We start from the raw sequence: 18891 nt of genomic DNA, 5'->3' as shown, positions 1-18891 counted from the left end.
GAGCTGATATGGATCCGGTCGTGGTGCTCGTACCGGACGAGCGCGGGCTGCGGGAATTCGACGGTTCGGCCCTCGTCCGACCGGTCGTCTACGACGTCGACGGCCGGATCCCGGCGGCAGGGCGGGCAGCAGAGGTGCTGGTTGCCCACGGGCTGGACCCGGCCCGCTCCGGCGAGATCTTCGCCCAGCTGCCGAATCTGCGGATGGTGCAGCTGTTCAGCTCCGGCTCCGACGAGTGGGAGGCCGTGATACCGGCGGGGATTCGCCTGTCGAATGCGGATCGAGCGCACGGGGGAATCGTCGCGGAATGGGCGGTGGCGCAACTGCTCAGCCACTATCGACGACTCGACGCCTACCGTGCCCGGCAGCGCGAAGAGCGATGGGAGGCGGTGTCGTCGGGCACCCTGTCCGGCGCGGACGCGCTGGTGTTCGGCGCCGGCGATATCGGCGACAACCTGCGGGGCCGCCTCGAACCGTTCGGGACGGTCGTGACCTCGGTGGGACGGACCGCGCGCGGCACCGTCCTCGATGTTCCCGGCGCGCTCGCCCGCCTCGCCGAGTTCGACATCGTCGTCCTCGCGGTTCCCTTGACTGCACAGACCAGAGGCATGGTCGACGCCCAATTTCTCGCCGCGATGCGCGACGGTGCGGTGCTGGTGAACGTCGGCCGCGGGCCGCTGGTCGACACGGACGCCCTCGTCACCGAGCTGCGGGCACGCAGACTCTACGCCCTGCTCGACGTCACCGACCCCGAGCCGTTGCCGCCCGGACATCCCCTCTGGAATGCGCCGGGCGCGGTGGTCACCCCGCACATCGCCGGGACGACCGCGGGAACCCTCGATCGCTGCTGGGCGGCGGTGGTACGGAAGGTGACCGAGTATGCGCACCGCCGCGACACCGAGGGGCGACGGTGAGAGCGCTCGGATTCGATTGGCGGATAACGGCATCCGAGCGACTGCTCAGCATCGAGGACTATCGGCGCGCGGCGCGCGGCCGGCTGCCGCGCATGGTGTGGGCATATATCGACGGTGGCGCCGACGACCTCCGGACCGTCGAAGGCAACCGATCGGCGTTCGACCGGTGGTGGTTTGCCCCGGCCGTGCTGGCAGGACACGACACCCACGACCTGAGCGTGCAGGCGGCCGGACGGCCGGTGTCGATGCCGGTGTTGCTGGCGCCGACCGGTTTCAGCGGACTGACACGGTGGAGCACCGACCTGGACGCCGTGCGCGCCGCGGAACGGGCCGGCACCTGCTGTGTGGTGAGTACCGCGTCGTCCTGGTCGCTCGAGGAGATCGCGGAGGTGGCCACTGCGGAGCACGCATTCCAGCTGTATCCCGGTTCGGGCGGCGTCGCGGCGACGGTGATGCGGCGCGCGTGGGCCGCCGGTTTCCGTACCATGTTCGTGACCGTGGACGTGCCGGTGGTCGGCAATCGAGAGGCCGAACAGCGCACCGGCATGGGAGTGCCGCCGGTCCTGACGCCGCGCCGGCTGCTCGGAATCGCCCGCCATCCGCGGTGGGCCTACGACGTGCTCCGGCATCGCAGGATCGGTGGCCGCACCCTGTCCGCCGGAGCCGGCGTCACCGCGGCGCTGGAGTCGATCGAGATCCAGGAACGCCACCTGATGCAGTCCCGGCTGTGCTGGGACGACCTGGCCTGGATGCGGGACAACTGGCCGGGCCGGATATATGTCAAAGGTGTCGTCCGCGCCGACGACGCCGTTCGTGCCGTGGAACTGGGGATGGACGGCGTCGTGGTGTCGAATCACGGTGGGCGCCAACTGGATCGCTGTATCCCGGCGGTGGCGGCACTGCCCGAGGTCGCCGCCGCGGTCGCCGGGCGCGCGCAGGTGCTGCTCGACGGCGGCATCCGGCGCGGCACCGACGTACTCGTGGCATCGGCGCTCGGAGCCGATGCGGTCATGATCGGCCGCCCCTACCTCTACGGAGCCGCGGTCTCCGGTGAGCGCGGAATCGATCACGTGCTGACCATCCTCCGCACCGAGATCGAACGGGCGCTCACACTGCTCGGCGTGCGCGATGTGGGAGAGGTGAACGCCACCCACCTCCGCCGCACGCAGGCGTGAGCGGCGGGTACGGGCCACGCAGGAACGGCGCTACGCCGGGCACGCGCGTCCGTCGTGTATCGGGCTCGGCGCGGAGGGGGCGGCCTCGCGGCCGGTGCTCACCAGCGGTGAGCTGGTTCAGCGGCCGGTCGTGCCGTCGATCAGTTCGCGGAGAATGTCCGCGTGACCGGCGTGCCGCCCGGTCTCCTCGATCATGTGGGTGAGTGCCCAGCGCACGCTGGGGGCGCGGCCCGCCGGGCGCGGCACCGGTGCGCTCGGGTCGGTGCATCGATCGAGGACCTCGTTCGCGGCGGCGACGGCCTGCCGGTAGCGGGCAACGACCTCGGCGACGCTGTCTCCTGGTGCGGCGTGGAAGGTCGCCGGCCAGTCGGAGACCGTGTCTCCCAGGAAGATCGCGCGTTCGACGAACGTGAGGTGGTTGATCAGGCCGAGTAGGTTGGTGCCGGATCCGACCGCCGCCGTTCGCACCTGTGGTTCCGGCGCGCCGTCGACCTTGGCGGCGATCGAAGTGCGCAGGTAGTCGAGGAATCCGCGCAGGACTTCGGTTTCGCTGCTTCCGGTGCGAGGTGGGGGAGTATCGCGCCGGGTGGTCATCGGCCGCCCTCGGTTCGGGCCGTACGGCGGACCAGGAGGATATGGTCGGTGACCTCGGCGGTGCGCCCGTCCGGTCCGGCCGCGATCCGCTGGGCGGCCTCGGCGCGATCGACGACCCAGGTCTCGGGGGCGAGGTCGAGTTCGGCGGCGACTTCCGCGGGAGACGGGTGGCGGAGGTCGGGGTCCTGATTCCACGACCACGGCGCGGTGGAACCGTGATCGACGACCAGCAGCCGACCGCCCGGGCGTAGTGCGTGTGCGGCGCGGCGCAGCACGATCGACCGGTCCAGATCGAAGCGGGTGTGCAGGTAGTGCGCGGTGACCAGATCGAACGAACCCTGCGGGAACGACTCGCACAGATCGTGTCGTTCCGCGGTGATCCGGTTCAGCCCGTGCGACGCGGCGAGGGCCGGCAGTCGTTCGACCGCGACAGCCGAGATATCCACGGCAGTGACCCGCCATCCGCGCCGCGCGAGCCACAGCGAATCTCCGCCGTTACCGCAGCCGAGGTCGAGCGCGTCGCCCGGCGCCAGGTCCGAAACCGTCTCGGTGAGACGAATATTCGGCTGGGGTTCGGCCTCCGCGGCCCGGTTCGCATATACGTCGTTCCAGAACGTGACCGCATCGGTGGCACTCGTCGGCGGTTTCGGTGTCGTCATACGGCCAGTGTGGCCGCGGCCGTCACCGAGTGGCACGAAAGTTTGCCATTCCGGCAAACAGCCGCATGAGCCGCTAGTGCGCGAGGTGGACCATGTAGCCCAGCGAGGCGATGGCAACGAGCAGATAGAAGCCCGGGAACGCGATGTTGTGGAAGGCCCGCGCCCGGACGTGGAAGGCCACGGCACCGATGAAGAACAGGGACAATCCGACGCCGGCGGCGACTCCGAGCCAGGGCGTGAGGATCAACCCTCCGATCAGACCGGCGGCCCCGGCCAGTTTCGTCGTCGCCAGGTACGGGAGGGCGCCGGCCGGGACATGCACCTCGGCCGAGTTCTGCAGGGCGAAGTTCGCCGGCAGATAATCGGTGATCGCGACGGCGACGTTCGCCACGATGCATACGACAGTGGCAATGAACAGTACGCTCATCGGCAGGATGCCTCCTCTGGTGAGTATCGGTATACGAGATCGGTGGTCTCGTCCTTCCCGACGTCTCACACCCGAGAAAGGTGACACCTGGTGGTACCGGATCCGGAATTCGAAGCGGCACGCCCACAGTTGACGGCGGTGGCGTTCCGGCTACTCGGCTCGATCGACGACGCCGAGGACGCCGTGCAGACCACCTGGATCAAGGCGTCGACGGCCGGTGAGCTTCGTAATCCGGCGGCATGGTTGACCACGGTGCTCACCCGCGTCTGCCTCGACCAGCTCCGCATGCGGCACCGGCGACACGAGGAACCACTGTTCGCGGATCTGATCCCGGCCGCCTCGCTGGCCGCCGACGAGCGCTATCTGCAACGGGAAAACGTCTCGCGCGCGCTGATGGTGGTCCTCGATCGGCTGACCCCCGCCCAGCGCGTCGCCTACGTGTTGCACGATCTGTTCGACGTGCCCTTCCGCGAGATCGCGGCCACGCTCGCCACCAGCACCGGGAATGCGAAGAAACACGCCAGTCGGGCCCGCGAGCGGATCGCGCACGTCGACAGTGCCCCGGCGACGCCGTCGGTCGACAGCGCCGTCGTCGACGCATTTCTCGCTGCCGCGGCCGGGGGCGATATGGATCGAATGCTCACTCTGATGGCCGGTGACTGTGTACGCACCGTGGATCCGGCCATCGCCCCTCCCGGTACCCACCCCGTCGTCACCGGTGCCGCGGCGGTTGCCGAGGAAACTCGGTTGTTCGCCGCCCGGATCCGTGCCGCCACACCGATGTTCGTCGACGACCGACGGTGCTACGTCATCGCGCCCGGCGGTCACCTGTTCGCGGTGATCGGCATCGCCACCAGGAACGGAAGGGTGGCGACGATCGATATCGCCCGCCCCGGCGAGCAGACGTCGATCGCGATGCCAATGGTGCCCTGACTACCGCACGGGCACTGCCGATCTCAGTCCCGGCCCGCGGGTGCGGACATGCGGTCGCGGTTTTCGTCACGTTCGGCCGCGGGCGGGGAGAGCTTCCGGCTGGGCGGCTGTTCCCGGAGCGTGCGCAGTAGCAGCACTCCCACGATTCCCTGGATGCCGAGGGCGAGAGCGGAGGTCACCGGGTCGTGGACGTCCAGCAGTACCAGGGTGGTGTTCGTCGCGAAGTGCACCGCCATGGCCGCGATCACGCCGGCCTTCTCGTAGGCGTACCCGGTCAGCATGGCCATCGGAACGGCGTTGACCAGGAAGAGAATTCCGCTGGGCGTCGCGATGCCCAGCTCGTTCTGGGGCGTGCCGTGGACGAAGAACAACGGCACATGCCAAATCGCCCAGATGACGCCGAGCAGCACGCAGACCTGGTATCGGCCGAGTGCCGCTCGCAGTCTCGGATACGCGGTACCGCGCCATCCCGGCTCCTCCGACAGTGGTCCGGAGATCACCATGCTCACCAGAAATGCTGCGGTGCCGCCGGATTCGCTCATGGTGGCTGTCACATCGTCGAGGCCGGGCAGTGGCTGCCCGGCGGCCCGGGCGAGTACACCGGCGCCGAGCACGGTCGCCGCCGACAGGACCAGCAGGAGGGGAGCCCAGAGCAGGGTGCGCCGGTCGGTGCGCACCACCCGGTCGGGGATGGGCTCACCACGCCGGACGCGGAGTGTGCGCACCACCAGGGCGGCGATGAGCGGGCCGAAAGCGCCGAGCAGATAGGGCACCACCGTCGGGGCCGACATCGGCGTTCCACCGAGTCCGATCGCGACGAGCCACGCGCCCCAGCTCGTCGCGAAGGCGATGGTCAGGTACAGGAGCAGATCGTTGCGGCGGCCGGCGGCCACCGACGAAGCAGTAGCGGTCATTCCGGAGTTCCCTCGATTGATATCAAAGTTGATAACATTATTGACCATGAGATCATAAGTTCATGGCGACCGCAGAACTACTCCTGCACCCCGTTCGGCTGCGCGTGCTGCAGGCTCTGCTCGGAGTCGATGAGTTGACCATTGCTCAACTGCGGCAACGTCTTCCGGATATCGCTCCGGCCACGCTCTATCGGCACGTCGCGGCCCTCACCAGGGCCGAGGTGCTGGAGGTGGTGCGAGAGCGTCCCGTGCGCGGCACGGTCGAACGCAGTTATCGGGTTCGTCAGGAGCAGGCCGTGGTCGACACCGACGCGCGTGTGAGCATGACACCCGATCAGCACCGGCAGGCGTTCACGGTCTTCACCGGCGCGCTGATGGCCGATTTCGACCGATACCTCGCACATCCCGACGCCGATCCCGCCCACGACGGCGTGCTGTACCGGCAGGGTGCGGTGTGGCTGACACCGGAGGAGTTCACCGAACTCGTCGAAGAACTCGAGGCGACCGTAGCGCGGCGGGCTCGGACCGTCGCCGAGGACGGCCGCAGCCGTCATGTCATCAGTCTCGTTGTGGTGCCGGAGGATCCGGCGGACCGCTGATCGCCGGGGCGGTTGTGCTCATGGCGAGCCGTGCGGCTCGTCCCGGAAGACCTTCCGGTAGATATCCAGGGCGTGACTCGTGAGGTCGGGTGTGCCGGGTTCCAGCCGGAAGGTACGCGTACCGTCGGGGAGTCGCTGGGCGCGCAGGAACAGATCGGTGGCGCGGTCCCGGTGTGCCAGCGCGGACGCGAAATCGTACAAGTGCGTCACCACAACGACTTTCACGCCCGAGTCGAGCAGTGCCTCGGTGATGGGTGCCAGGATTTCGGTGGCCTCGCGCTCGCTGGTCGAGGCGAACGGTTCGTTCCACAGCACCAGTGAGGACCGGGTGACCCGCCCGGTCAGTTCGCGCATCCGCACCAACTCCTCTTTGAGTCTGCCGTAGGTCATCGAGGAGTCGTCCTGGATCCGGAAGTGCGTGAAAACGCCCTCCCTGATATCGGATTCGAACGATTCCGCGACCACGAACATCCCCGCCTGCATCATGATCTGGGCGGCACCCAGGCTGCGCAGAAACGTCGATTTCCCGCCACTGTTGGCACCGGTGATCACGGTCAGCGAGGTGTCCCGGCCGTCGATCGAATTACCCGCGACCCCGGCCGCGCCCGACAGGCACAGCGCCGGGTCCCGCAGCTCGCGGAAGCTGAACGACGATCCGCTGCCCTGCGGCAGCGGAGTGGGGAAACACACCGCGTAGCCGTCACTGCGTAAGCGGTCCACCAGGTTCGCGCAGCCGACCAGGAAGGCGAGTTCGGTACGCAGGGTGTGGAAGAATTCTACGATCACGTCGGTGGTGTGGGTGATCACGTCGGCGATCCGGTCGAGACTCTTACCGGTCAGTCGGGAAATGAATTGCTTTGCGCTCTCGTCGGATTCGGAGATCTCCAGCGCGTTGCGCTTGGGCCGCCCGAATACCGTCCGGTGGCGGCGTGGCGGGGGAAGCGGTTCGAGCAGGACGGGATGCGCGATCCCGGCGTCCGACCCGAGCTGGGCGCCGATCCGGAAACCGTGGTCGAAGCGCAGGGCATCCAGATAATGTTCGACCTCGGCCAGATACTCGTCGCCGAAGGTGGCGGCGAGCCGGCGACCGAAGCCGGCGAATCCCTCCGAATCGAATGCCGCGCAATGATGTTCGTAGGTGTCGCGTGCCCGGCGCACAAAACCGATCAATTTGGTGAGCGGTTCCAGCGACAGGTGCAGTTTCCCGCGTGCGCCCCGGTCGCGGCCGACCATCCAGCGGCGGGCACCGGCGGCCTCGGTCGCGATGGCATAGAGTTCCCGCACCGCAGCGGGTTTGCCGCAGGCGTCGTTCACGACCCGCTGTCGATACCGCAGCACGTCCCGATCATGCACCGACCGGGGAATCACGTCGGCGACGACGGTGCGAACGAAGGGGTCACCGCCCGCCATCACGTCGTACATCGCGGACAGCTCGAGATCCTCGGCGACGGCCTTCCCGTTCACCTCGGCGGCAGGCGCTTGCCACCCCTGCGGCCCGAGCAGATCGACCCTCACCGTGTCACTCGCCCGACAATCGCGTCATAGGACAGCTCGAACTGTTCCGCCAGCGCGACCGCATGTGCCCGGCCGTCTGCCGGCTTCCGTTCGACTTTGAACGTGCGGAGCGTCGGATCGGCACCGACGCCGGCGACCATGCTCACGGCACCGTCCAAGTCCGAGAGTTCGTCCAAGAATGTCACGAACACCGCGACAGCTTTGCGTTCCATAATTTTCCGCAGCACTCGCGCCCCGATCTGCTGCGCATCGGCGGTGGCGGTCGAACTGAAACTCTCGTTGAGGATGATGATCGTCCGGTCGGTGGCGTGCGCGAGGGTTTCGCCGATCGCGGTCAATTCACCCTCGAGTTTGCCGGCAGCGTCGTCGGAGCGTTCCCGCCGCTCGAAATGGGTGGCTATCGTATCGGCGAGCAGCACCCGCGCAGCGCGCGCCGGAACCGGACAACCCAGGGCCGCAAGATAAGTGACCTGTCCGAACATCCGGGCGAAGGTGCTCTTGCCACCCTGATTCGGTCCGGTGACGACGATGGTGCGTTCACTGCCGGACAGGTGGTAATCGTTGGTGACCGGCGGGTCCGTCTCACCGCAATTCTTGACCGCGAGTGCCACGTCGTAGGCGCCGGTGACGCGAATTCCGTCGAACGAGTCGGTGACCTCGGGCAGGCAGAACACCGAGCCGTGGGCGGACAACCGGTCGGTCAGCCGGAGGAACGACAGATAGAACTGCAACTCACCGTCCAGGCGGTCGAGAACCGGATCGATGAATTCGTCGAACTCGGCGCCGTCCATCATTCGGTGAAATGCGCGCGGAAACAGGTGTACGAGTTCGTCGAGCACGCGCTCCTCCACCGGATGCACGCCCGCGAACGGCGGGGAGGTCTGTTTTTCAGTAGGTGCCCATCCCTGGGTGAAGGGCGCGAACAAGCGCTCGATGGTGGCGGTGTAGCCGGTGATCTCAGCGGCCGGTTCGACCGCGATGCGATGCTCGTCGATCTGCATCGAATAACGAATCTCTGCGAGGTCGGCGAGGATTTCCTCGCACCCCGAGCACAACTGCTGGAATCCCGCCCCGCTGATATAGCTGTTCAGGTAGGTGCGCCACGATTCGAGGGCGGGGGAATGCAGTGTGCTCTCGCTCAGGCCGCGGTGCAGCGTCGATACGGATCGGCAGTACACGTGCACGATGTCCACGCCGAGCCGTCGCCGCACCACCGGATGGCGCACGAGCGGCAGCTCGGACAGGTGCCGCCGGACCAGACTCATCGACCGCGAGAATTTCTCGAGCGGCCCTCGCACGGACGGTTCCGCCAGATCCGTGAAAACCTGCCGGCGGTAGTCGACATCCTCGCTGTGTAGCAGTGGGGCCCGCAGCAGCTGATCGACAGCGCTGCCCGCCACCGCGACCTCGGCGAACACACGGTCCAGATTCAGATCGGAAACAGTCTCCGGAGCGGGCTGTGCGACGGTTCTGTGCTCCGGGTCGCGCCACAGCAAGCTCGGCGCCGGGCTCATCGGATCTCGTCCCTCGGCCGCGCCGGGTCCACACACCTTGTCATCGCTGTCCACCCTACGTGCGGTGTATCGCCGGTCGGCGTCTCAGCGCGACCAGCCGAGTTCTCCGGCCTCGATGCGATGCGCTGTCCGTTCCAGCCAGTCGAGGTCGTGCCGCAGCCGGGCCAGCAGATAGTGCGCCTCGATCATGTGGATCTCGGGTTCCCCGGAAGTGTGAATCGCCTGCTCGAGCTCGCGGATCGTCTGCTCGATCAGCTGCACTCGCGTCGCGAGTACAGCGGTGGCTTGTCCGGGTTCCAGAATTCCGAGGTAGGCGAGTGCGGTGACGAACGCCGGACCGCCGGCCGGATCGGCCTCGCGCAGTTGGTGTCGCACCCGTTCGGCGAGTGCGGTGCGGCCGGATTCGGTGGGAGTGAGGGTGCCGCGCTCGTCGTTGGCGGCACCGATCCATCCTTCGGCGGTCAGGCGATCCAGCAGCGTGTAGACGGTCGCGTTACGAACGCGCAGGTAGTCGTATCGGCGCCGGAGCTCGCTGAACAGCGCGTAGGGGTGGCGCGGCTGCTCGACCAGGAGGCCGAGAATGGGCAGGACCAGCGGATTGTCGAGCGCGTTCTGGGGCACTGCTGCAGCCTAGCCGATTAGTCGTATACGGTTAGCCGTATACGACTAATGGAGGTGTCATGATTTTCGGTATCTGGCCCGGTGTCGTCGCGGCCGACCTCGTCGACTTCCGGCCACTCGACTGCCCACCGGAAGACCCCGACGCGACTCTGGCGGCGCTGCGGGAGCTGCAAGGTGATGCCGCCGCGTTCTATGTGCGCTGCTATCGGCACTTCGGAACCGGCTGCACCCCGTCGCCGGGTGTGTCCCGGACGCCTCGACGTCCGGAGCTGTATGCGGGGGAGGGGCGGCTGATCGATCTGGTCGCCTGCTATCAGAGCCCCGAACCGGACCCGGATGGTTTCGCCGAGTTCGTTCGCGAAGCCGTGCGCGACGTCGCCGCCTGGGGTGGCGGCAAGGTGCAGGTCGGCGAGGAACCGAATATGCCGGCACCGCAGGACGGTGGTAGCCCCGGATGCTTCGACGCCGTCGCGGCCGGGTTGGCCGCCGCCTTCGAGGAACGCGAACGCCTCGGTGCCGAGGTGGCGATCGGCGTGAATGCCGCGGGCATGACCGATGCGGCATTCTGGACGCAACTGGCCGACGCGGTCGGGGCGGAACTTCTCGCGAGACTCGACTACATCGGTCTGGACGCCTTCCCCGACGTCTTCCGTCGCATCCCGCATCACCAGCTCGCCGATTCCGTCACTTTCCTGATCGAGCAGTTCCGTTCTGTCACAACAGAATCCGGAATATCCGCAAACGTCCCCATCCATATCACCGAAACCGGATGGCCGACCGACATCGATCGGGACGAACAGACCCAGCGCACGGTCCTGGAAACGGTCGCGCGAGCCGTTCTCGATTCCGGTGCCGGAGTCACCGCGTACGAAATCTTCGGCCTACGAGATGGCCGCACCGACGCCGCCTGGGCCGGCCGCTTCGGCCTCCTACGCGACGACTACACCCCCAAACCGGCCTTCGGTGCTGTTCGCGACCTCATCGCCGAGCGATCTCGGCGGGCCTAGGATTCGTGTCTGTTATGGTCGCGATCGTCTCCTCGCGTGCGGATCAACCACTAGGATGGCGGCATCGACCACACAGAAGTGGGCACTCGATGATCGATGTCGCTCCGTCCGGGGCGCCGTAGCACACCACATCCTCGTCTCATGCCATACCCGAGTATGAGATGCAACGAGATTTTGTCGGGTAGCTTGGGGCTATCGACATCGCCACCACACGTTATCGGCGACGAAATATGTTCAGCCGGAACATATTTCAGATCTTCGCCGGACCGGAAAGGGGTGGCGGCACCCTCTCGGTCCCACCTCTCAGGAAGAACATATGACGACAGTTGCCGTGGCGCCGACGCCGACCCCACGATCATCGCGGCGCAGCGGCGCCAACAATGATTACCCTCGCCTGCTGCGCAGGATCTCCGACGCGGGACTCATGGAACGGCGGCCCGTCTACTATGCCGTCCGGCTCACCCTGGTCGGGATCGCCTTCGTGGCCGGGTGGGCAGCGTTCTTTCTTGTCGGCGACTCGTGGTGGACGCTGTTGGTAGCGGCGGTCATGGCTGTGACGTTCGCTCAGGTCGCGCTGGTCATGCACGATGTTGCACACCGGCAGGTCTTCCGGTTGCGGCGCCCGGCCGAAATCGCGGGCCGGGCGGTCGGCAACGCCGGGATCGGTCTGGGCTACGGCTGGTGGCAGGACAAGCACACCCGCCATCACGCCAATCCGAACCACGAGGAGCTCGACCCCGATGTGCTGCCCGACGTCCTGGTCTGGTCGCAGCGGCAGGCTCGGGCCAGTCGCGGCCTGCCTCGATTGATCGGCAGGGCACAGGCCTTCCTGTTCTTCCCGCTGCTGCTGCTGGAGGGTGTGAACCTGCATGTGGCCGGCCTCCGTGCGCTCGGCAACCGATCGATCAAACGCCGCGGGTTGGAGGGCGTACTTCTCCTCGGACATTTCGCCCTCTACCTGTCCGCGCTGTTCGTAATCCTGCCCGTGGACAAGGCTTTCGCATTCCTCGTCGTCCACCAAGCGCTGTTCGGTCTCTACATGGGCTCCATCTTCGCCCCGAATCACAAGGGTATGCCCACCCTGACCGGCGACGACCGCCCCGACTACCTGCGCCGGCAGGTGCTGACCTCCCGCAACGTGCGCGGCGGTGCACTCACCGACATCGCTCTGGGTGGGCTCAACTATCAGATCGAACACCATCTGTTCCCGAGCATGCCGTCACCGAATCTGCGTCGCGCACAACCGATCGTGCGTGAATACTGCGCCGAGATCGGCGTGCCGTATCACGAGACGGGGCTGATCCGGTCGTACGGCGAAGCGCTGCGGCACCTGCACCAGGCCGGAGCACCGTTGCGCAAGGAAGTAGCGCACCAGGTACCTGAAACGCAGTAGACGCTCCCGGCCCAGTAGGGCTGGATCAGCAGCCGGCATCTCTCCCCGATAGGCGCCGAAACTCCGATTCCGAGGCGTCGACCAGCGTTACGATCGTCGCGGGGCAGCCGATAGCGTTGCCCGCTACGGTTGGGAGAGAACGTGTCCACCGCCTTCCTCGTCGTCACCGCGCTCGGCGTGCTCTTCAACGGCGCCGCCGCCGTCACCTACCTGATCGGCCACGAATACCCCAAGACTCAGGCCGATATGAAGGGCATTCCGCGAAAGTATGTTCCGGTACTGGGACTGCTGCTGGCGGCAGGCACCGTGGGTCTGCTGGCGGGGCTCGCGCTACCGCTCGTGGGAACCCTCGCCGCCTGCGGCCTGGTGCTCTACTTCATCGGTGCGATCGGTGCCCACCTGCGGGTCGGCTCCCACAACATCGTCGGCGGCATCGTCTTCCTACTCACCGCCGTAGCCGTCCTCGTCCTGGGGTTGCTCGACCACGGCGCGTGGTGAGGCCCGGGAGGCCGCAGGACGTTTGGTTGCCCGCTTCGGGGACTGATCGAGCGGGGCGGTGTCGCTCTCGATCGTGTGAGCGCACTGCTTGGTTGTCAGGTCGGCGTGGCTGTGAGATGTCTTATGGCAGTCAGAGTTTCGTCGATGACCTTCGGGAGGTCGGAGTCGCCGTGTTGCTCGAGCCAGCGGGTCACTGCAATCCGGAGGGTGGTGACCGCGAGCTCGGCGGCTACCTGTGCGGTGAGATCGTCGACGCCGCGGTCGCGAAAGCCCCGTTCCAGGGACTGAGCCAGGAGCGCGAACTTGCGTAGCTCGCGTTCGTGCAGGGCGGGCTCGGCGTCGATCACGGCCCGGCGGCGGCGCACGTAGTCGAGGCTGCGGCCCTCGAAGATCTGGGCCGCGGCGGGGGCCAGGCATGCGCTGATCAGCTCCATGGGGCGCAGTGCCGGTGGTGCCTCGGCCATGAGGTGTGCGACTCGGTCGGGCACCGATTCCTCACCGGAGAACAACACCTCGCGTTTGTCGGCGAAGTGCCGGAAGAAGGTGCGGGTCGTGAGTCCGGCGCGCGCGGTGATCTGCGGGACGGTGGTCTCGGTGAAGCCGTGCTCGAGAAAGAGATCGAGCGCGGCCTGCTCGAGCCGTTCGCGTGTACCCGGTTGCCATCGACCCATACGCCACATCCTAGTGATGACACGACGTGTCATGGTGTGCCATAGTGATGACATGACGTGCCATCGCTATGGAGGCAAACATGACAGGTGAGATCTGGGTACTCGGCGCGACCGGACGGGTCGGCCGGGAAGTTGTCGAGCGCTTGCAGGGCGAAGGTGTCGACGTGGTGGTGACCGGCCGGGACCGGGAGCGGTTGGCCCGGCTGAGCCCGGACGCCCGGGCCGTGACCGGCTCGCTCGACGAGGTGTGTGCGCGGCTGGCCGACGAGGCGCCGGCCGTCGTGATCAATACCGTGGGTCCGTTCGCGGTCACGGCGCCGCAGGTCGTCCGAGCCTGCCCGCCGGGAACGCACTACGTCGACGTGTCCAACGAACTGGGCTCGTTCGAGTCACTGCACGCGATGGACCGGGACGCGGTGGCGACCGGCCGCACGCTGGTCTCCGGCGCGGGCTTCGGTGTGCTCGCCACCGAAGGCATCCTGTGGCATCTGCTCGAGGGGGAGGAGAAGCCCGCACGCGTGCGCGTCGATGCCATCGCCTCGGTCGCGATCGAGTCCGGCGCTCTCGGAGAAGCCCTGGCCGCCACCATTGTTCAAGGTTTGCGTGAGGGCGGACGCCAAGTACGGCAGGGACGGATCACGCGAACCCGGGCAGCCGGCGCCGCCGAACAGTTGACCACCCCCGGCGGCGACGTGATCACCACGGCCTCCCTGGGCAGCGGCGAACTCTTCGCCGCGTGGCAGGCGAGTGGCGCCACATCGGTCGTCGCCGGCTCGGCTCTGGTTCCCGCCAACCCTGTTGCGCGAGCGGCGATGCCGATGATCGGTGCCACACTGCGCCTGCCCGGCCTCACCGCCTTCGCCACCCGCCGCCTGGCCGCCGTCACGACCACCACGGCCAAGGAGCGTCCACGGGAGTCGTCGTGGGGTCGCGCCCGCGTCGAATGGCCGTCCGGTCGCGTGCGTGAGGGCTGGTTGCGCACCGGCGAGGCCATGACCTTCACGGTCGGCGCTCTCGCCGAGGTCGGTCGTCGGCTGGCCGCGGGGGAGGGCCGTCCCGGCGCGTTCACCCCGGCCAGGCTCTTCGGCCCGGAACTGGCATTGGCTGCCGGCGGTGAATTCGTGGTCTCGAGCTGAGCCGAGGTGTACCAGTCGCTCGGGTGAAACTTCGGGTATGCGCCCTACTGGTCGATGATGGGCACTGGGTGATGATCGAGGCCAGGGAAGCATTCGAGCGGGTGGCCCTCGAATTCCTGCTGCGCGAGGGGTGAACTCCGCCTCAGGCTCGAAAGATTCGGCATTGAGAGGTAGCCGATGCTCGCGTTGCTCCGGTGGTATCACGCAGGGTGCCTTGCGTGGTTGCCAGTTGACGGTCGATACGTCCGTCGGCTTCCAGCAGCGTGGGCGCGGGTGCCTCGTGTCCGGTGGACCAGATGACCGACAGGTCCAAGCTGATCATGCGAGTCTGCGCGGGCTCGGTTCGCAGGCCGCTGTCCATGAGAAACGCATCGAAGAACATGATGTCGGTGAGGCGCCCGGAGATTTCTGCGGCCCGGCGATCCGCCGATGCAGCGGCGTCCGGTACGGCCCATAGTGCGACGCGTCCCTGCCCGTCGCAGAAGGTGTCTTCGGTCAGCGGGTAGTCGATCGCCCGCAGGTTCAGCCCTTTCAGGAACGGTGCCACCTCGACGACCCAGGGCAACTCGTCGTAGCTGTTGAAGGAAAGTGATTGTGTGGCAGGGGCTTCGCGATCGTTCATCATCCGTGGATCGACGAACCAGGCGAGCGCGGTCAGGACCGGGGTGCCCTTCTGTGCGACGGTAATCTCGCACATTCCACAGCTGCGGCCCGCGGAGAGTACGTTCGCCGTCACATCGAGCGGACCCGGTTCGATCGGGGCGGTGAACACGGCGTGGATGCTGCGCAGTGTGCGGCCGGGCAACTGCACGAAGCCAGCCAGCGCGGCGATCGCGGCCGAGTAACCCCCGAAACCAATTCCCTGGAAGCACAGTTCCGGCGGCATCAGTGACCGGAACGTCGGTCCGTCTCCCTCGAGGCGCACATCCCCGAGCGGGGTGGGAACCTGCAGCGACATCGTCATAGTGAACCGTCCATCAGTAGTACCCGAGCAGTAGCCTCGATCGAACTGTGCCGCGATCGTATGCGGCACGCGGTGTGGTTATCGGTGTGGGCTGCTCAGCATTGCCGGCGGCGTAGCGGCGGAATTGTCCCTGGTGGTCTCGGCGGTGGAGAGTTCGCGCACTCGCCCGCCGCGCACTTCTATCGTGCGATGGGCGATGTCGCGGGCGACGAGTCGGTCGTGGGTGATGAATACGTATGCGGTGCCGTGTGAGGCCTGTAGGTCGGCGAGGATGTCGAGGACCGTTGCCCGGGAGACGACGTCCAGGGCCGATACTGCCTCGTCGAGGACGATGAGGGCGGGGCGTGGGGCCAGGGCTCGGGCGATGGCGACGCGCTGGCCCTGGCCGCCGGAGAGTTCGTGGGGCCGGCGGCGGGCGAAGTCGGCACCGAGGCCGACGTCGTCGAGGACCTCGCGTACCCGTTGCGCCCGCTGAGGCCGGGTGAGGCCCAGCGACGGATGCAGTGATTCCGCCACGATTCGCTCCACCGTCCAGCGTGGATCCAAGGCTGTCAGCGGATTCTGGGCCACCAATTGCACGCGCCCGCCGGTTGTTTCGACGTGACCCGTATCGGCTGTGGTCAGCCCGGTCAGCAGTCTGGCCAGTGTCGATTTGCCGGAGCCGGACGGGCCGACGACGGCGACCGTTTCACCGCGATGCACGGTCAGTTCTGCCGAGTCCAGTGCGGTGACCGCGCCGAACCGTTTGCTCAACTGCCGGGCGCGTAACACCGGTTCCCCCGGTGCGGAGGCCGCCACCGGACCCCTGCGGCCCGGCATGGCCCGCTGCAAAGCTTGTGCCGCAGTGCTTTCCGGGTTCTGCAGTACCTGCTCGGCCGGTGCCGCCTCCACTACCCGGCCGCCGTCGAGCACGACGACCCGATGCGCCCGGTCCGCCGCGACCCGCAGATCATGGGTGATCAGCAGCAGGCCGGTGCCGCCGGTGGCCTGTGCGGTGAGAGCGTCGAGTACCTGATCGGCGACCTCGGCGTCGAGCGCGCTGGTCGGCTCGTCGGCAACCACCAGACCGGGGCGTCCGGCCAGAGCCATGGCGATCAGGACGCGCTGCCGCTGCCCGCCGGAGAGTTCATGCGGGTACCGCCGCACGTACGACGGATCCGCCAGCCCCACCTCGGCGAGGCGATCTACGGCGTCGGCCTCACCGGATGGTTTGCCGCACAGGCGCAGTGCCTCACGCACCTGACTTCCGATGCGCTGCACCGGATTCAGTGAGCTCCCGGGATCCTGCGGCACATAACCGACCCGCCGGCCCCGCACCGATCGCCATGCTCGGGAGCCCGGCGCGGGCAGCTCGGAATCGTCGAGCCGAAGCCGCGCTGCCGCCACCCGGATCCGCCCGCGGTGCAGCCCGAGAATGGTGCGTGCGAGGGAGGACTTCCCACTTCCCGATTCCCCGACGACAGCGACGACCTCCCCGGGCTGCACCTGCAGGCTCACCTCGCGCAGGATGCGAGTATCGCCGAAAGTGAGGTTCAGGTCTTCAATCTCGAGCACGATGTGCTCCTTCGATCACCCGGGAGATCCGGTAGGCGGCGAGCACGACAACCATGATGACCAGAGCCGGTAGGGCGGTGAGCCACCACGCGTCCGCGAGGAATGCGCGACCGTCGGCGACCATCGAACCCCATTCGGGGGCAGGCGGTGGTGGCCCGAATCCGAGGAAGCCCAGTGCGGCGACGGCCAGCACGGCCTGCCCGAATTCCACGGAGGCGACCGCCGCCGCCGTCGGCCACAGGTGCGGCACGATATGTCTGCTCACCACGACCGGCCGGCTCCACCCGCTGACCGCCGCCGCCTCGACGAACGGCGCGGACCGCAACTGCAGGGTGCGAGACCGGACGACGCGTGCCGCCGTGGCGACACCGGCGATGCCGACCGCGACACCGAGTTCGAGCGTCCCACCGCCGGTCGCGGCGATCACCGTCATCGACAGCAGCAGGCTCGGCACGGCGAGCAGCACATCCACGATCCGCATTCCGACCCGGTCGGGCCGGCCACCGAGATAGCCTGCGACGACGCCGATGAGCCCGCCGCTGATCACCGCGATGGCGACGGCAACCAAGGCCGCGGTCAGGGAGGCCCCCGTGCCGTATATGACGCGGGTGAACACATCACGACCCAACCGGTCGGTCCCGAACGGATGTGACAGTCCGGGCGCCTGCAACCGGTCGGCGGGCGCCACCGCGAACGGATCGCTCCGGGTGAGCAGTGCGGGCGCCGCCGCCGCGACCAGCACGAGCACCAGCACCACCGACGAAATCACAGTGGCGACAGGTGGAAACGGCCACCGCGCCGTGAATCGCCGCAGCGTGACGTCCCGGACGCGCGGTCCCACGAAGTTCGTCATCCGTGCACACTTCCGGCTCGAGGGTCGATGAACGGGCTGATCAGGTCGACGGCGAGGGTTACCACCACGAAGATCGCCGCGGAGATCACCACCGCGGCCAGCAGTACCGGTCCGTCGTGGGCGGCGACCGCCTGCTGGGTGAGCCGGCCGAGACCGGCGCGGGAGAACACGGTCTCCACGACGACGGCACCGGCGAGGGCGGCACCGATGAGGACGCCGAGCGCTGACAGCGCCGGCAATGCCGCCGCGGGGGCGACGTGGCGAAGATGCACCGCCGCCTCCGATGCGCCTTTCGCGCGGGCGACGTCGACGAACGGTTGCGCGGCCGCTTCCCGCATTCCCGCCGCCATCACCTGGCCCAGATATCCGGCGATCGGGATGGCGAGCGTGATCGCCGGCAGTACCAGCGTGGATACGCCGTCCTCACCGAATCCGGGGACCAGGCCCAACCCGAATGCGAACACCTGGATCAGCACCAGGCCCACGGCGAAGGTCGGCAGTGACACCAGGATCGACGGCAGCTGTCCCAGCACCCGCGCGGTGATCCCGTCGGGCCGGAACGTCGCGGCGAAGGCGAGGACGAACGCGACCACCGCACCGAGCGCCAAGGCTGCCGCCGCCAGTGCCGCGGTGGACGGCAGCGCGTCCAGCAGTGACGTCGTGACCGGTTGCCCGGTGACCACCGAGGTCCCCCAGTCGCCGGTGACGAAATCACCCAGTGCGGACAGATATTGCTGCCACAGCGGCCGGTCGAGACCGTACTGCGCGGTCAATGCCGCGATCGTCGCCGCCGACGGTGGGACACCGCCGCTGTCGGCATTCGCCGCGAGGGAGACCGGATCGCCGGGCAGCACCCGCAGGATCCCGAACACCAGGGTGAACACCGCCCACACCACGACCACCCCGGCAGCCACGCGGCCCAGCACGGCGCGCACGAACACATTCGTCAT

At 67.7% G+C, this 18891-nt stretch carries 20 protein-coding genes; 8 read left to right on the top strand and 12 right to left on the bottom strand.

Annotated elements, in window-relative coordinates:
• Positions 1 to 8 precede the first annotated feature (8 nt).
• Together NV2_RS00895 and NV2_RS00890 are read left to right on the top strand one after the other, a co-directional pair.
• Positions 9 to 914 carry an NAD(P)-dependent oxidoreductase gene (locus NV2_RS00895; RefSeq protein WP_067867746.1) on the top strand — a complete coding sequence of 302 codons (906 nt, stop codon included), beginning with the start codon at positions 9 to 11 and terminating at the stop codon, positions 912 to 914.
• Positions 911 to 2089, top strand: a complete 1179-nt coding sequence (locus NV2_RS00890) for an alpha-hydroxy acid oxidase (protein WP_067867743.1) — start codon at positions 911 to 913, stop codon at positions 2087 to 2089. The genes NV2_RS00895 and NV2_RS00890 overlap by 4 nt, the downstream gene beginning before the upstream one ends.
• 117 nt (positions 2090 to 2206) lie before the next feature.
• On the opposite strand, the gene NV2_RS00885 is transcribed toward NV2_RS00890, so the two are convergent.
• The 3 genes from NV2_RS00885 to NV2_RS00875 form a co-directional block, all read right to left on the bottom strand.
• On the bottom strand, positions 2207 to 2683 hold the full coding sequence (locus tag NV2_RS00885) for a DinB family protein (protein ID WP_067867741.1): 477 nt from the start codon (positions 2681 to 2683) through the stop codon (positions 2207 to 2209).
• Positions 2680 to 3342 carry a class I SAM-dependent methyltransferase gene (locus tag NV2_RS00880; protein ID WP_067867738.1) on the bottom strand — a complete coding sequence of 221 codons (663 nt, stop codon included), beginning with the start codon at positions 3340 to 3342 and terminating at the stop codon, positions 2680 to 2682. The genes NV2_RS00885 and NV2_RS00880 overlap by 4 nt, the downstream gene beginning before the upstream one ends.
• Before the next feature lie 73 nt (positions 3343 to 3415).
• Positions 3416 to 3769: a DoxX family protein gene (locus NV2_RS00875; RefSeq protein ID WP_067867735.1), complete on the bottom strand. Its 354-nt coding sequence runs from the start codon at positions 3767 to 3769 to the stop codon at positions 3416 to 3418.
• A gap of 90 nt (positions 3770 to 3859) precedes the next feature.
• Here NV2_RS00875 and NV2_RS00870 point away from each other — a divergent pair, with 90 nt between their 5' ends.
• Positions 3860 to 4702, top strand: coding sequence for a sigma-70 family RNA polymerase sigma factor (locus tag NV2_RS00870; protein WP_157102690.1), 843 nt, complete (start codon positions 3860 to 3862; stop codon positions 4700 to 4702).
• A gap of 23 nt (positions 4703 to 4725) precedes the next feature.
• On the opposite strand, the gene NV2_RS00865 is transcribed toward NV2_RS00870, so the two are convergent.
• Complete coding sequence (locus NV2_RS00865; protein ID WP_067867729.1) at positions 4726 to 5616, bottom strand: CPBP family intramembrane glutamic endopeptidase; 891 nt, start codon at positions 5614 to 5616, stop codon at positions 4726 to 4728.
• Between the two features lie 62 nt (positions 5617 to 5678).
• On the opposite strand from NV2_RS00865, the gene NV2_RS00860 reads away from it, so the two are divergent.
• Entirely contained in the window at positions 5679 to 6215 is a 537-nt protein-coding gene (locus tag NV2_RS00860) for a helix-turn-helix domain-containing protein (protein ID WP_067867726.1), read from the top strand.
• A gap of 18 nt (positions 6216 to 6233) precedes the next feature.
• Here the strand turns inward: NV2_RS00860 and NV2_RS00855 are convergent, their stop codons facing one another.
• The 3 genes from NV2_RS00855 to NV2_RS00845 are packed head-to-tail and all read right to left on the bottom strand — an operon-like array spanning position 6234 to position 9865.
• Positions 6234 to 7730 (bottom strand): MutS-related protein, encoded by a 1497-nt coding sequence (locus NV2_RS00855; RefSeq protein WP_067867723.1) that lies wholly within the window; start codon positions 7728 to 7730, stop codon positions 6234 to 6236.
• Positions 7727 to 9298 carry a MutS-related protein gene (locus NV2_RS00850; protein ID WP_067867720.1) on the bottom strand — a complete coding sequence of 524 codons (1572 nt, stop codon included), beginning with the start codon at positions 9296 to 9298 and terminating at the stop codon, positions 7727 to 7729. The genes NV2_RS00855 and NV2_RS00850 overlap by 4 nt, the downstream gene beginning before the upstream one ends.
• Before the next feature lie 30 nt (positions 9299 to 9328).
• Positions 9329 to 9865 (bottom strand): PadR family transcriptional regulator, encoded by a 537-nt coding sequence (locus NV2_RS00845; RefSeq protein WP_067867717.1) that lies wholly within the window; start codon positions 9863 to 9865, stop codon positions 9329 to 9331.
• Positions 9866 to 9924: 59 nt separating this feature from the next.
• On the opposite strand from NV2_RS00845, the gene NV2_RS00840 reads away from it, so the two are divergent.
• From NV2_RS00840 to NV2_RS00830, 3 genes are all read left to right on the top strand, one after another.
• The gene (locus NV2_RS00840) at positions 9925 to 10872 is read left to right on the top strand and encodes a hypothetical protein (protein ID WP_067867714.1); all 948 of its coding nucleotides are present in this window, start codon (positions 9925 to 9927) and stop codon (positions 10870 to 10872) included.
• 316 nt (positions 10873 to 11188) lie between these two features.
• Positions 11189 to 12265, top strand: coding sequence for a fatty acid desaturase family protein (locus tag NV2_RS00835; protein WP_067867712.1), 1077 nt, complete (start codon positions 11189 to 11191; stop codon positions 12263 to 12265).
• A gap of 141 nt (positions 12266 to 12406) precedes the next feature.
• Positions 12407 to 12763: a DoxX family protein gene (locus NV2_RS00830; protein WP_067867709.1), complete on the top strand. Its 357-nt coding sequence runs from the start codon at positions 12407 to 12409 to the stop codon at positions 12761 to 12763.
• Between the two features lie 95 nt (positions 12764 to 12858).
• Here NV2_RS00830 and NV2_RS00825 read toward each other — a convergent pair whose 3' ends face one another.
• Positions 12859 to 13434, bottom strand: coding sequence for a TetR/AcrR family transcriptional regulator (locus tag NV2_RS00825; RefSeq protein ID WP_067867706.1), 576 nt, complete (start codon positions 13432 to 13434; stop codon positions 12859 to 12861).
• 80 nt (positions 13435 to 13514) lie between these two features.
• On the opposite strand from NV2_RS00825, the gene NV2_RS00820 reads away from it, so the two are divergent.
• Complete coding sequence (locus NV2_RS00820; RefSeq protein ID WP_067867703.1) at positions 13515 to 14570, top strand: NAD(P)H-binding protein; 1056 nt, start codon at positions 13515 to 13517, stop codon at positions 14568 to 14570.
• Positions 14571 to 14712: 142 nt separating this feature from the next.
• Here the strand turns inward: NV2_RS00820 and NV2_RS00815 are convergent, their stop codons facing one another.
• The 4 genes from NV2_RS00815 to NV2_RS00800 form a co-directional block, all read right to left on the bottom strand.
• Positions 14713 to 15534 carry an acyl-CoA thioesterase domain-containing protein gene (locus tag NV2_RS00815; RefSeq protein ID WP_067867701.1) on the bottom strand — a complete coding sequence of 274 codons (822 nt, stop codon included), beginning with the start codon at positions 15532 to 15534 and terminating at the stop codon, positions 14713 to 14715.
• 78 nt (positions 15535 to 15612) lie between these two features.
• Entirely contained in the window at positions 15613 to 17088 is a 1476-nt protein-coding gene (locus tag NV2_RS00810) for an ABC transporter ATP-binding protein (RefSeq protein WP_084473755.1), read from the bottom strand.
• A complete protein-coding gene (locus NV2_RS00805; protein WP_067867698.1) occupies positions 17075 to 17941 on the bottom strand; it encodes an ABC transporter permease in 867 nt (288 codons plus the stop codon). The genes NV2_RS00810 and NV2_RS00805 overlap by 14 nt, the downstream gene beginning before the upstream one ends.
• On the bottom strand, positions 17938 to 18891 hold the full coding sequence (locus tag NV2_RS00800) for an ABC transporter permease (protein WP_067867695.1): 954 nt from the start codon (positions 18889 to 18891) through the stop codon (positions 17938 to 17940). Before NV2_RS00800 ends, NV2_RS00805 begins: the two co-directional genes overlap by 4 nt.

This window comes from Nocardia vermiculata NBRC 100427 (assembly GCF_001613265.1).
Classification (GTDB): domain Bacteria; phylum Actinomycetota; class Actinomycetes; order Mycobacteriales; family Mycobacteriaceae; genus Nocardia; species Nocardia vermiculata.
Note: the sequence above shows the minus strand (reverse complement) of the source record. Positions and strands in the feature narration are given on the sequence as shown.